Here is an 11692-nt window from a genome sequence, read left to right as displayed (position 1 = left end):
CTGCGCCGCAATTGGCGCGGGGCAGGAGAACGAGGCAATGAGCGAGACGCAGCCTTCCTTCATCGAACGCGCTTTCATCGGCGGCGACTGGGTCGAGGCGGACAGCGGCGCGTCCTTCCCCGTGCATAATCCCGCAACCGGCGCGACGCTCGGCCACGTCCCGGACATGGGCGTCGACGAAACCCGTCGGGCGATCGAAGCCGCCGAGCGCGCGCTGCCGCTGTGGCGCGATCGCCCCGCCAAGGAGCGGGCGCAGATCATGCGCCGCTGGTTCGAGCTTGTGATGGCCGATCAGGAGCGCCTGGCGCGGATCATCACGGCGGAGCAGGGCAAACCGCTCGCCGAGGCCCGCGGCGAGATCGCCTATGGCGCCGCCTATATCGATTGGTTCGGCGAGGAAGGGCGTCGCGTCTATGGCGACATCGTAGCGGGCGCCATGGATCGGCGGCTTCTCGTGCTGAAGCAGGCGATCGGCGTGACGGCGGCGATCACGCCATGGAATTTTCCCTCCGCCATGCTCGCCCGCAAGGTCGGAGCGGCGCTCGGCGCCGGCTGCACAATGGTGGTGAAGCCCGCGGAGCTGACCCCCTTTTCGGCGCTTGCGCTGATCGAACTGGCGCAGCGCGCGGGCGCGCCGGCGGGGGTCATTAATGTCGTGACCGCCCGCGATCCGGTTCCAATTGGGCAGGAGCTGACCCGCAATCCGATCGTGCGCAAGCTCACCTTCACGGGCTCGACGGAGGTCGGCCGCATCCTGTTGCGGCAGGCGGCCGACAATATTCAGAAATGCTCGATGGAGCTTGGCGGCAATGCGCCGCTCATCGTCTTCGAAGACGCAGATCTGGAGCGCGCCGTAACGGGCGCTGTCGCCACCAAATATCGCAATGGCGGACAGACCTGCATTTCGGCCAATCGCTTTCTCGTGCAGCGCGGCGTCGCAGACGCCTTTGCGCGGCGGCTGGCCGAATCGGCCGGCGCCTTGAAGGTGGGAGACGGAGCGCAGGAGGGCGTCGCGGTTGGCCCGCTCATCGAGCCGGCGGCGGTCGACAAGGTGGAGCGCCATATTGCCGACGCCGTCTCGCATGGGGCGACGGTGCTCGTCGGCGGCGCGCGTCATCCGCTCGGCGGAACCTTCTTCGAGCCGACCGTGCTCGCCAATGTGCCGTCGGAGGCGCTGATCTTTCAGGAAGAAACCTTCGGTCCGGTGGCGCCGGTCATCCCCTTCGACACGGAGGAGGAGGCGATCCGCCTCGCCAACGCCACGCCCTATGGACTTGCGGCCTATTTCTACAGCCGCGACGTGGCGCGCATTTTTCGCGTCGCCGAAAAGCTCGAATTCGGAATGGTGGGCGTAAACGAGAGCCTCATTTCCACGGAGGTTGCGCCTTTCGGCGGGGTGAAACACTCTGGGCTTGGCCGCGAAGGCTCGCGCTACGGGCTCGATGATTATCTGGAGATGAAATACGTCTGCCTCGGCGGCATGTGATCGGCGCTTGCACGCAGATCACAGGACCTTGCGGCAGACCGTGCGGGTCACCGTGCCGCGCACGCCATAGCCTTCGTCCGTCTCGACCACGACTTCGCGGCATTCCTTCTTGTCGGTCTCGGCCTTCGTCTCGGTGTCGAGCGCGAGGATGAAGGGCTTCACGCTGGAGACGTTCGCGGCGACGGGCGCGGCGTCAGCCTTCGACAAAAAGACCTTGGCGGTCGCGACTCCGACATCCGCGCCGAGCCCGACGACGCCGACGATCGCGGCGATGCGCAGGAAGTTGGCGGCGGATTTGCTGGAGAAGATGCGGTTCATGGTCGGGCCCCTTCTTGTTTCGTGTGTTCGTCTTGCGAACAAGAAGGGGTTTACGCCGTAGCCAGCCCGAAGTTTGTGCGCCTGCGCACAGGAGGCGCAAAAAACCCGCCGGTCTCCCGGCGGGTTGCTGTTGTCGGTGTTCTGGCGTCAGACGTCGAAGCCGCCGTCGCCGCCGTCGTCGAAGCCGCCGTCATCGAACCCGCCGCCGTCGTCGAAGCCGGGGTCGGTGCTGTAGTCGGCGTCGCTCACGCGCGACTGGTCGTCGCCCTGATCGTAACCGGCGTCAGAGCCGCCGGCGCCGGGCTCGTCGCCATAGTAATTATTGACCACGACCGTCTCGCTCGCGGGCGAGAAGCCCGAGCCGATGCCGAGATTGGCCATGCCGCCATAGCCGGAGCCGTGAGAGAACAGGTTGCGGATGCCGTCGGCGAGCAGCACGCCGCCCGCCACGCCCGCCGCTGTGCCCAATGCGCCTTTCAGGAAGCCGCCGCCATCAGGCGCGGGCGCCTGCTGCTGGCCCCAGCCCTGCGGCGCATAGCCGCCGGCGACCGGATTGCGGCCGCCCTGCGGCGCGCCCCACGGGCCGGTCGGCGCGGCGGGAGCCGGACGCGGCGGGGGCGCGGCCTGGCGCTGACCGCCGCCGAACAGCCCGCCAAGAAAGCCGCCCGCGGGCTTGGACTGCAAATTCTTCACCTGCCCTTCGAGCTCCTCGATGCGGGCGTTGGCGCCCTGCAAGGCCTGATCCTGCACGATGACCGTCTGCGCCAGGAGGTAAGGCGCGGCCGGCTGCTGCTTGATCTGCTCGCTGATGAAAGTTTCCGCCTCCTGGTCGCGAGGACCGTTTGCGGCGCTCTTCGTGCGCTCGAACAGCCCGACGAGCAGTTGACGTTCTTCCGGTGACATCAGTCTCTCCCCATAGGAACCGGCCCATCAGGCGCGGCGACTGCAAATATGGGGGAGGCGCGGAAAGGCGCCAAGACCGGGCATGGGGGGAGGCCGGGTTAAAGTTTGGAAAGGCGGCGGCAAGGCGGAAGCAGGGCAGCCGCGCGGGCGTTCGTTGCGCATTCGAGGGCCCCGGCCCAAATAACGAGTCGTCGATCGCCCTTGCCGGAGTTAACCGTGGAGAACCCCAACCAACAAGCGCATTGGGACCATGTCTACGGCGCCAAGGGCGAGGCGGAGCTAAGCTGGTTCCAGGAGACGCCGGCCCCTTCTCTGGACCTTGTTCGGCTCGTCGGCGCCCACCCGTCTTCCGCGATAATCGATGTCGGCGGCGGAGCGTCGCGCCTTGTCGACGGCCTCTTGGCGGCTGGCTTCGACAATGTGACTGTTTTGGACCTCTCGGCGCGGGCGCTGCAAGCTGCGCGCGCCCGGCTGGGCGACCAGGCCGACAAAGTGAAATGGATCGTCGCCGACGTCACCGAATGGGGGCCGTCAGAATCCTACGATCTATGGCATGATCGCGCCGCCTTGCATTTTCTCACCACGCCGGAGCAGCAGGGCGCCTATGTCGAACGGCTGAAGGCCGCCCTGCGGATCGGCGGGCACGCCATCATCGGCGCCTTCGCGCTCGACGGCCCGGAAAAATGCAGCGGACTTCCGGTCATGCGCCACGACGCCGAAAGCCTGAGCGCGCTCTTGGGGCCGGATTTCGCGTTGATCGACAGCCGCCGGCACGAGCACAGGACGCCCTGGGGCGCGGCGCAGCCTTTTCAGTTCTCGACCTTCCGCCGCATCGCGTGACGCGGCTTATTCGCCCCCGAGCGCCATGTCGTCGCGGTGGATGATCTCGTCCGGCCCCTTGAAACCCAAGAGTCCCTCAATGTCCTTGGTCGAGCGACCCAGGATCTTCGCGGCGTCCACGGCGTCGTAGGTGACGAGGCCTCGGCCGATCTCGCCGCCCCGATGGTTGCGGATCACGATGCAGTCGCCTCGCGCGAAGGCGCCCTCGATGCGGGTGATTCCCGCCGGCAACAGGCTCGCTCCCGAGGCGAGCGCGCGCGCCGCGCCCTCGTCGATATGGACGGCGCCCTTGGGCTCGAGTGAGCCGGCGATCCATTTCTTGCGGGCGGTCACCGGGTTCGAGGGCGTCAGGAACCAGGTGCAGCGCTCCCCCTTGGCGATGCGCTCTATCGGCCCCTCGGCGCGGCCATCCGCGATGACCATATGGGCGCCGCCGGTCGTGGCGATCTTCGCCGCCTCGACCTTGGTGCGCATGCCGCCGCGCGAATATTGCGACGCCGCGCCCCCCGCCATGGCCTCGATCTCGGCCGTGATGCGGGGCACGACGGGGATATGGCGGGCGTTGGGATCAGAAGCCGGCGGGGCGGTATAAAGCCCGTCCACATCCGAGAGCAGCACCAGAAGATCAGCGCTCGCCATAGTTGCGACGCGGGCGGCGAGACGATCATTGTCGCCATAGCGGATTTCGGCCGTGGCGACCGTGTCGTTTTCATTGATGACCGGCACGGCCCGCAGCGAAAGCAGCCGCGTGAGACACTCGCGCGCGTAAAGATAGCGCCGGCGCTCCTCCGTATCCCCGAAGGTCACGAGCACCTGGCCGGCGACGAGGCCGCGCGTATGCAGCGCCTCGGCCCAGAGGCGGGCCAGCGCAATCTGGCCGACGGCGGCGGCGGCCTGGCTGTCCTCGAGCTTCAAGGCGCCGGGCGGAAAGCCTAAAACGCTGCGGCCGAGCGCGACGGCCCCCGACGAGACGACCAGCACATCGGCGCCGCCGCGATGAAGCGTTGCGATGTCGTCGGCGAGGCGGGTGAGCCAGCCTCGCTTCGCGGACGCTTCCTGCGGGTCGACGAGGAGCGACGAACCGACCTTGACGACGATGCGGCGGAAGGAGGCGATGTCGGGCGCGCGATGGATCATCTTTGTCGAGGAAGCCTAAGAGATTCATGAGGGCGCGGGAGAGTTAGCCCAGCGAGGGGGCGACTGCAAATGCGCTTTGGGCCGACGGTTGTTCGGCGGCGCCGCGCGTCGCTTGCCTTCCGACCTTCCCGCGTCAGCTATCCCCTTTCAGAGCGGGAGGGATCAGCCCATGCATCCGCAAGGAGAAATATTGCTCAAGGCCATGGCGGCGGCGTCCGTGACCTTCTTTGTCGTCAAGATCAGCGCGCTCCTGCCTGCTTTGATGGCCGCTCTAGCCGCAAATTGACGGCGCGTGTGTTATCCCGCACAGCGAATAGCCCCCGTTTCTCCTAATCTCGACGAAGTCAAACAGGGGAGAGGCAAGATGTTGGGCGTCGACCTCGGAATACTGATTTTCGCAGCTTATGTCTTTTTGGTTTCTGTCTAGCGGACACCCCGCGTCGGACGGGGCAGGGCGCGGCATAACGCCGCCCGGTTTCTGCTAATTCAAAGTCTGTGAGTTTCGGTCAATCTCTTATTCATGTTTATTCGCGCCACAATCATCAACGCCGTGGTGCTCTCCGTGCTCGTCGCCGAGATCGCCGGAGCTGCAGTCAAGCTCGCGGGGGGCTGATCGCCCCCTGTGCATCTGAGCTCATTATTTGCGCATGGAACTGCGCTTGCCCGCCGAGCAGGCGGCGACACGTAGAAGTCGACGCCACTCACAACGGGAGCCTGAAATGAGGCTCATAGCGCTTTCCGCTGTCGCGGCCTTGGTCGCCTTTTCCTCGACAGGCGCAACTGCCGGCGGGCCGTCCTATCCCGCGTGCAAGGAAAGGAGCGCGATGGCGCGCGTCCTCGAACTGGCGGATCAATCCGACTATCAGGCTGCGCGCCTTCTGATCCAGCGCGGCATGAAGAGCAAGGACTGCCAGATGATCCCGGCCGATCAACTGGTGATCGAGACGACGCCGCCGCTAAGTCGCGTGGTCAAGGTCCATAAGAGGGGCGACCCGGACGAATACTGGATTTTGCAGTGAGATTTGACGGAGCGGATGGCAGGAGTGGAGGGGCTCGAACCCCCAACCCCCGGTTTTGGAGACCGGTGCTCTACCAGTTGAGCTACACTCCTGCGGGCGCCGCACGGCGCGCGCTTCTCATGCCGCAACAGCGCCGCCGACGCAAGGGCGTTGTTGCGTTGGCGTCAGGAATTTCCGCCCGGCAGCAAGGTGACCGCGCGGCGGTTCTGCGACCAGCACGAGATATCGTCGCAAACCGCGACGGGCCGCTCCTTGCCGTAGCTCACGGTGCGGACGCGCGAGGCGGCGACGCCGCGCGAAATCAGATAGTTCTTGGCCGCTTCGGCGCGCTGGGCGCCGAGGGCGAAATTATACTCGCGCGTGCCGCGCTCGTCGGCGTGGCCTTCAATGGCGAAGCTGTAGCGGCCGTAGCGGTTGAGCCACGCCGCCTGTTTGTCGAGCGTCGCCTGGGCCGCCGCCGTCAACTCGGTGGAATCCGTCTCGAAGAAAATCCGGTCGCCGACGTTGCTGGCGAAGTCCTGCGGGCTGCCCGGCGCGCCGACGCCGCCGCGGGCGATGCCGCCGCGGCCGCCGGGGCCGCCCACGCCCCCGGCGAGGTCGCCAGCCTCATCCGCCGTGTTCTTCGCGCAGCCCGCCATGGCCAGGGCGGCCGTGAGGGCGAGGGCGAAACTGGCGCAGCGGGCGCTCGCGGGAAGCAGCATGGGGTAAAACTCCTGTCACGACTCGTGGACTGCCACAGTCCTAGCCGCGGGAAGGTTAAACGAAGGTTCCGTCAACCTTGACGAACGGTGTGTGGAACCGGCCACATTTGAGTGACTTTATCTCTTCCTTAATAAAGGGTTAAAGGGTTAACGAAAGATGAACGGCGACGCCCCCGGCGCCGAGATGGGGGCGCGGGCTTTGGCGTGTGGGCGTGCTTGCGCGGCCCGTATCCGGCACTATCATTAGCGAGCGGCGCGGGTTTGGAGAGCACACATGAATGAGGGCATCGCGCCGTTTTTGTCTCCCATCACGCTGTTTATCGGCGGCGGCCTTCTTGCGATCGGCCTGCTCTCGCTGCTGGATCTGCATTTCTTCAAGACCAAGACGCAGGGCAAGGTGGCCTTGGCCGTCGGTCTCCTCTTCATCCTCGCCACGGAAGCCATGTTCGTCACCAGCGGCGCCAGCGGCCGCTATTTCGAAGGCATGAAGATGGACGTGACGGACTGCGAATATCAGGTGGAGCGCGATTTCCCTCTGGAGCGGCGCGGAAACCCCAAGCTCATCGAGCAGAAGATCAGGGCCTGCATGGATGGGCTGGGCTATGATTGGTCGGAGGCGCATGGGCACTGCCAGGAGGCAAGGCTCTCGACCAATGTCTTCTGCTACATCCCGCGCGCGCCAATGCAGCGCAGCATCGTCGCCTTCCAGATGCGCTTCGAATAGTCAGAACAGAGAGCCCTGATCGCTTTCGGTCGCCTTTCGCGGCTTGCGTTTCAGCGCGGCGGCCGGCGCCGGCGGGGTCGTCGCCTCCGTCTCCCCCGCCCGGACCGCGACGCGGCCATCCGCGAATTCAATTCTGAGCGCCGTCCCGGCGGGCGCCTGGGCGACGCTGCGCACGAGGGCGTCCTTTTCGTCCCGCACCAGCGCGAAGCCCCGCGCCAGCACCGCCTTGTGACTGAGCGAATCCTGAAGCCGGGCGAGCCGCGCGAGCCGGTCTCGGCGCTGGTCGACCAGCGTCTCCATGGCCCGCGTCAGGCGCGCGGCGGCGGCCTCCAGACGCTGACGGTCGCCCCGCATCTGCTGGCGGGCGAGCGCCATCCGCGCGGCGAGACCCTGCTGCAGGCGCTGGCCGAGACCTCTGAGCCGCTCGGTCTTGCCCCTGAGCTCCGCCTGCGGCGAATGGCCGGCGAGCGCATGGGCCAGCCGCGACAGGCGCAGCCGGCGCGCGTCGCGCGCGGCGCGCAGCGTCGCCCGCAGCCGCTCGCCGGCGCGATCGAGGCGCTGGCGCGGCGTCTGCAATAATTGCTCGGGCGTCGGCAGGAGGCGGGCGAAGGTTGCGAGCGCGTTGCGGCGCTGCTCCAGCGCGCGTGATTTCGCCAAAGCGAGCCGCCGCCCCCGCCCGGCGAGATGCTCCATGAGTTCGGCGCGGACGGGGACGGCCTTCTCCGCCGCGCCAGTAGGGGTTGGAGCGCGCAGATCGGCGACATGGTCGATGAGCGTGACGTCGGTCTCGTGGCCGATGGCCGCGATGAGGGGGATGGCGCTCGCCGCCGCGGCGCGAACGACCGCTTCCTCATTGAAGCTCCACAAGTCTTCGAGCGAGCCGCCGCCGCGCGCGACGATCAGCACGTCTGGGCGCGGGATGGCCCCGTCGACCGGCAGGGCGTTGAAGCCTTCAATCGCCGCCGCGACCTCGGCCGCCGAGGTCTCGCCCTGCACGCGCACCGGCCAGACCAGCACGCGGCGCGGAAAGCGGTCGTTCAAGCGGTGCAGAATGTCGCGAATGACCGCGCCGGTCGGCGAGGTCACGACCCCGATCACCTTCGGAAGAAAGGGGAGGGGGCGCTTGCGCGATTCGTCGAAAAGCCCCTCCGCGGCGAGTTTCTTGCGCCTTTCGTCGAGCAGCGCCATCAGCGCGCCGACCCCGGCGGGCTCCATCGATTCGATAACGATCTGATAGGAGGATTTACCGGGAAAAGTGGTGATGCGGCCGGTGGCGACGACTTCGAGCCCCTCCTGCGGCCGCGTGCGCAGGCGCAGGAAGGTCCCTTTCCAGATCACCGCGTCGAGCCGCGCGCCCTGATCCTTGAGGCAGAAATAGGCGTGGCCGGAGGCGTGAGGCCCGCGATAATTCGAAATCTCGCCCCGCACGCGCACGCGGCCGAACCGGTCCTCGACCGTGCGCTTGAGCGCATTGGCGAGTTCCGTGACGCTGAGTTCGGGGGCGTTGGTTCCTTGCGGAACGGTGAGGTCGTCTTCCGCCTGCATGCGCGGACTATGGCGCCTTTCCGAAGAGCGGGCGACCCTTGCGCGATCGGCCGCTCAAACTCTTCGGTTCACAAATGCCGCTTTCTCGATTAGGTTCCGCGCCAACTCCGCCGCCCGACCGGGCGAGCGGCCTTTTTGCTTTCCAGCGCTATCTGACCCTGTCGCAGGGGCGAAGCGCGCTCAAAAGGAACCACATGGCGAAGGAAGAATTACTCGAATTTCCCGGAATCGTCACCGAACTCTTGCCCAGCGCAATGTTTCGGGTGAAGCTCGAGAACGACCATGAGATCATCGCCCACACGGCTGGAAAGATGCGCAAGAACCGCATCCGCGTGCTGGAGGGCGACAAGGTGCTGGTCGAGATGACGCCCTATGACCTGACCAAAGGACGCATCACCTATCGTTTCCGGTAATTCTTTTTCAGGCGGAGATCTTTCGTGACTGCCGACCCCGCCGCCCCCAAGACAAAGCTCATTCTGGCTTCGGCCTCCCCGCGGCGCCTCGCGCTCTTGCAGCAGGCTGGCCTCGAGGCGGACGCGCTGCTGCCCGCCGATATTGACGAGACTCCGCACAGGGGCGAATCGCCCCGCGCGCTCGCAATCCGCCTGGCGAGCGAGAAGGCTGCCGCCGCCGCGAAGGTGCGGGCCGCGCATCCCGATTTGAAGCAATCCTACCTGATCGCCGCCGACACGGTCGTCGCCGTCGGGCGGCGCGCCTTGCCGAAGCCCGACACGACAGAGGAAGCCGAGGAATGCCTTCAGCTCCTCTCCGGGCGTCAGCACCGCGTCTTTACGGCTGTGAGCCTCATCAATCCGCGCGGCTATGAGCGCAAGCGCCTGGTCGAGGCGCGGCTTCGCTTCAAACGCCTGAGCTCTCTGGAAGTCGACGCCTATCTCGCGTCAGGCGAGTGGCGCGGCAAGGCCGGCGGCTACGCCATTCAAGGGCTCGCCGGAACCTTTGTCGTGAAGATCGTTGGCTCCTATACGGCGGTGGTCGGGCTGCCGCTTTACGAGACAGTGTCCCTGCTCGCCGGCGAAGGCTATCCGGTTCTCCAGCCCTGGTTCGCCAAGGCGTAACGGGACCAGAAAGACCAGGAAAGCGGCTCCGAGGTTTGTCCGTGCGCCCTGTGCTTGCGCCCGTCGCGAAGCTTTTCACCCAAGAGCGTTTATGTGCTTTTCCCCTGAAGCGAGCTTCGCCGTTGGTTCTGCGCTGGCGGTTATCGGAGCCGCCACGATCCGCAAGGCTCTCCGCGTTGATCGCTCCATGCTCGGCTTCGCAGTGTTTCCGGCGATCTTTTCACTTCATCAATTCACCGAAGGATTCGTCTGGCTGTCGTTGAACGGCGGCTTCAACGGCGTCGTTTTTCGCTACCTTTACATTCTCATCGCCGTGCTGCTCTGGCCTTTTCTAAGCCCGCTGGCGTCCTTCTTCGCCGAGCCGGCCAGAGTCGGTCGACCGGTGCGTTACGCCTTGCTGGCCGCCGGTCTCATGGTGACCGGCTATCTGGCCTACAAGCTCGCCAACGCCTCCGGAATCGACGTCGATGTCGTCGGTCATTCGCTGAGCTATGTCATCCGATACGACACGCCTCTGCCGGAATTCGCAAATTACGCCTATGCCGCGGTCGCGATCCTGCCGCTGCTCGTTATCCGCAATTCCGTGCTGACCGTCCTGGCCGCTCTCGCCGCCGTGTCCTTTTTCTACACGCTGCATGAGATGAGGGAGGTCTGGTATTCGGTCTGGTGCTTGAGCGCCGCCGTTTTCAGCGGGTTGTTGTATGTGGCGGTCGGCAGTTCCGCCAAGGCGCAGACGCGCTAGCCGCCAAGATAGCGGCGCGCATAGCGCCGGCCCAGGCGGGTCAGCACTTCATAGCCGATGGTGCGGGCGCGCGAGGCCAATTCCTCCACCTCGATCATGTCGCCCAGAAGCTCCACCCATGCGCCGCGCTGCGCGGCCTCCCTTGGCGCGTCGGTGACGTCGAGGACCACGTAGTCCATCGACACGCGGCCCACGAACGGACAGCGCAACCCGCCGACGACGGCCTCGCCCGCTGCCTTGCCGGGCGCGGCGGTGGCCGAGATCGGCAGGCCGTCGGCATAGCCGGCGCCGATGGTCGCGACGCGGGTCGGGCGCTGCGCCATGAAGACCCCGTCGTAGCCGACCGTGTCCCCGACAGCGAGATCGCGAACCGACACGATGCGTGCGGAAAGTCTTGCAACGGGGCGCATGGGATTGGCGGCGCCGGGAGTTGGATTGCCGCCATAAAGCGCATAGCCCGGGCGCACCAGATTGAAATGCGGCCGCTGCGGCAGAAACACGCCCGAGGAGGCGGCGATCGAGGCGGGGACGCCGGGAAAATGCGCCCGCGCGGCGTCGAAGGCGGCGATCTGCCGGTCGTTGACGGGCGCGTCGGGCAGTTGCGCGCTGAGGAAATGGCTCATGATCAGCGTGGGCGCGACGCCGCTCGACCGGGCCGCGGCTTCGGCGGCGTCACCTGGCGGAAAGCCCAGCCGGTTCATGCCCGTGTCGACATGAATCGCCGCCTCGAGCCTGCGGCCGAGCAGGGCCCCGGTGGCGGCCCATTCCTCGAGTTCGGCGAAAGAGCCGATGCAGGGGCGAAGCCCGGCGGCGGCAAGGCGCGGCGCGCAGCCGGGGGCGACGCCGTCGAAGACGTAAATGACGGCGTCGGGGGCAAGCGCCCGGGCGGTCTCGCCCTCGAGCAGATTGGCGACGAAAAAGGTCCGGCAGCCCGCCTTGACGAGCGCGCGCATGACCGCGCCCTGGCCGAGCCCGTAGCCGTCGGCCTTGACCACGGCGCCGCATTCGGCCCCGTCGGCGCGCGCCGCGAGCTGGCGCCAATTGGCGGCGAGCGCGCCGAGATCGACCGTGAGCGCTCCCGTCTCGACCGGCTCCGACGGATCGGCGGCGGCGATGAGGCGCTCGGCGGGCGAGAGGATTCCCATGGGCGCATACCATAGGCCGAAAAATCGGCGCGCGCATGGCCGTTTTCCGACCTTAC

Annotated in this window: 13 protein-coding genes and 1 tRNA gene; 7 read left to right on the top strand and 7 right to left on the bottom strand. The window is 66.7% G+C overall.

The genetic code is table 11. From position 1 onward, the window contains the following. Positions 1-37: 37 nt before the first annotated feature. Positions 38-1486 carry an NAD-dependent succinate-semialdehyde dehydrogenase gene (locus tag ACETII_RS19800; protein WP_472786678.1) on the top strand — a complete coding sequence of 483 codons (1449 nt, stop codon included), beginning with the start codon at positions 38-40 and terminating at the stop codon, positions 1484-1486. Between the two features lie 18 nt (positions 1487-1504). On the opposite strand, the gene ACETII_RS19795 is transcribed toward ACETII_RS19800, so the two are convergent. Continuing rightward, positions 1505-1804 (bottom strand): hypothetical protein, encoded by a 300-nt coding sequence (locus ACETII_RS19795; protein WP_472786677.1) that lies wholly within the window; start codon positions 1802-1804, stop codon positions 1505-1507. Positions 1805-1951: 147 nt separating this feature from the next. Then, the gene (locus ACETII_RS19790; RefSeq protein ID WP_472786676.1) at positions 1952-2707 is read right to left on the bottom strand and encodes a DUF2076 domain-containing protein; all 756 of its coding nucleotides are present in this window, start codon (positions 2705-2707) and stop codon (positions 1952-1954) included. Between the two features lie 216 nt (positions 2708-2923). Between ACETII_RS19790 and ACETII_RS19785 the strand changes: the two genes are divergently transcribed. Then, entirely contained in the window at positions 2924-3547 is a 624-nt protein-coding gene (locus ACETII_RS19785; RefSeq protein ID WP_472786675.1) for a class I SAM-dependent methyltransferase, read from the top strand. A gap of 6 nt (positions 3548-3553) precedes the next feature. Here the strand turns inward: ACETII_RS19785 and proB are convergent, their stop codons facing one another. Further along, positions 3554-4684, bottom strand: coding sequence for a glutamate 5-kinase (gene proB, locus ACETII_RS19780; protein ID WP_363348952.1), 1131 nt, complete (start codon positions 4682-4684; stop codon positions 3554-3556). 719 nt (positions 4685-5403) lie between these two features. Here proB and ACETII_RS19775 point away from each other — a divergent pair. Further along, positions 5404-5703: a hypothetical protein gene (locus ACETII_RS19775; protein ID WP_363348950.1), complete on the top strand. Its 300-nt coding sequence runs from the start codon at positions 5404-5406 to the stop codon at positions 5701-5703. A gap of 16 nt (positions 5704-5719) precedes the next feature. On the opposite strand, the gene ACETII_RS19770 is transcribed toward ACETII_RS19775, so the two are convergent. Together ACETII_RS19770 and pal are read right to left on the bottom strand one after the other, a co-directional pair. Continuing rightward, positions 5720-5795, bottom strand: a tRNA-Trp gene (locus tag ACETII_RS19770). Between the two features lie 72 nt (positions 5796-5867). Next, complete coding sequence (gene pal / locus ACETII_RS19765) at positions 5868-6404, bottom strand: peptidoglycan-associated lipoprotein Pal (RefSeq protein WP_363348948.1); 537 nt, start codon at positions 6402-6404, stop codon at positions 5868-5870. 274 nt (positions 6405-6678) lie between these two features. On the opposite strand from pal, the gene ACETII_RS19760 reads away from it, so the two are divergent. Continuing rightward, positions 6679-7128 carry a hypothetical protein gene (locus ACETII_RS19760; RefSeq protein WP_363348946.1) on the top strand — a complete coding sequence of 150 codons (450 nt, stop codon included), beginning with the start codon at positions 6679-6681 and terminating at the stop codon, positions 7126-7128. Here ACETII_RS19760 and xseA read toward each other — a convergent pair whose 3' ends face one another. Next, positions 7129-8673 carry an exodeoxyribonuclease VII large subunit gene (gene xseA / locus ACETII_RS19755; protein WP_472786674.1) on the bottom strand — a complete coding sequence of 515 codons (1545 nt, stop codon included), beginning with the start codon at positions 8671-8673 and terminating at the stop codon, positions 7129-7131. It lies immediately after the preceding gene. A 194-nt stretch (positions 8674-8867) separates the two neighbouring features. On the opposite strand from xseA, the gene infA reads away from it, so the two are divergent. The 3 genes from infA to ACETII_RS19740 all read left to right on the top strand — a co-directional run bounded on the left by infA (position 8868) and on the right by ACETII_RS19740 (position 10491). Beyond that, positions 8868-9086, top strand: a complete 219-nt coding sequence (infA, locus tag ACETII_RS19750) for a translation initiation factor IF-1 (protein WP_016920926.1) — start codon at positions 8868-8870, stop codon at positions 9084-9086. A gap of 24 nt (positions 9087-9110) precedes the next feature. Continuing rightward, positions 9111-9749, top strand: a complete 639-nt coding sequence (locus ACETII_RS19745; protein ID WP_363348941.1) for a Maf-like protein — start codon at positions 9111-9113, stop codon at positions 9747-9749. A 91-nt stretch (positions 9750-9840) separates the two neighbouring features. Beyond that, complete coding sequence (locus tag ACETII_RS19740; protein ID WP_472786673.1) at positions 9841-10491, top strand: DUF6629 family protein; 651 nt, start codon at positions 9841-9843, stop codon at positions 10489-10491. Here the strand turns inward: ACETII_RS19740 and alr are convergent. Next, the gene (alr, locus tag ACETII_RS19735) at positions 10488-11636 is read right to left on the bottom strand and encodes an alanine racemase (RefSeq protein ID WP_363348937.1); all 1149 of its coding nucleotides are present in this window, start codon (positions 11634-11636) and stop codon (positions 10488-10490) included. The genes ACETII_RS19740 and alr overlap by 4 nt on opposite strands. Positions 11637-11692: the final 56 nt, after the last annotated feature.

It is taken from the genome of Methylocystis sp. NC52PC (assembly GCF_055698645.1).
Note: the sequence above shows the minus strand (reverse complement) of the source record. Positions and strands in the feature narration are given on the sequence as shown.

Bases quoted from the DNA above. Each gene is read 5' to 3' on its own strand.
- ACETII_RS19740 (WP_472786673.1), top strand. From the start codon at position 9,841: ATGTGCTTTTCCCCTGAAGCGAGCTTCGCCGTTGGTTCTGCGCTGGCG.
- infA (WP_016920926.1), top strand. From the start codon at position 8,868: ATGGCGAAGGAAGAATTACTCGAATTTCCCGGAATCGTCACCGAACTC.
- ACETII_RS19760 (WP_363348946.1), top strand. From the start codon at position 6,679: ATGAATGAGGGCATCGCGCCGTTTTTGTCTCCCATCACGCTGTTTATC.
- xseA (WP_472786674.1), bottom strand. From the start codon at position 8,673: ATGCAGGCGGAAGACGACCTCACCGTTCCGCAAGGAACCAACGCCCCC.
- pal (WP_363348948.1), bottom strand. From the start codon at position 6,404: ATGCTGCTTCCCGCGAGCGCCCGCTGCGCCAGTTTCGCCCTCGCCCTC.
- ACETII_RS19800 (WP_472786678.1), top strand. From the start codon at position 38: ATGAGCGAGACGCAGCCTTCCTTCATCGAACGCGCTTTCATCGGCGGC.
- ACETII_RS19795 (WP_472786677.1), bottom strand. From the start codon at position 1,804: ATGAACCGCATCTTCTCCAGCAAATCCGCCGCCAACTTCCTGCGCATC.
- proB (WP_363348952.1), bottom strand. From the start codon at position 4,684: ATGATCCATCGCGCGCCCGACATCGCCTCCTTCCGCCGCATCGTCGTC.
- ACETII_RS19775 (WP_363348950.1), top strand. From the start codon at position 5,404: ATGAGGCTCATAGCGCTTTCCGCTGTCGCGGCCTTGGTCGCCTTTTCC.
- alr (WP_363348937.1), bottom strand. From the start codon at position 11,636: ATGGGAATCCTCTCGCCCGCCGAGCGCCTCATCGCCGCCGCCGATCCG.
- ACETII_RS19790 (WP_472786676.1), bottom strand. From the start codon at position 2,707: ATGTCACCGGAAGAACGTCAACTGCTCGTCGGGCTGTTCGAGCGCACG.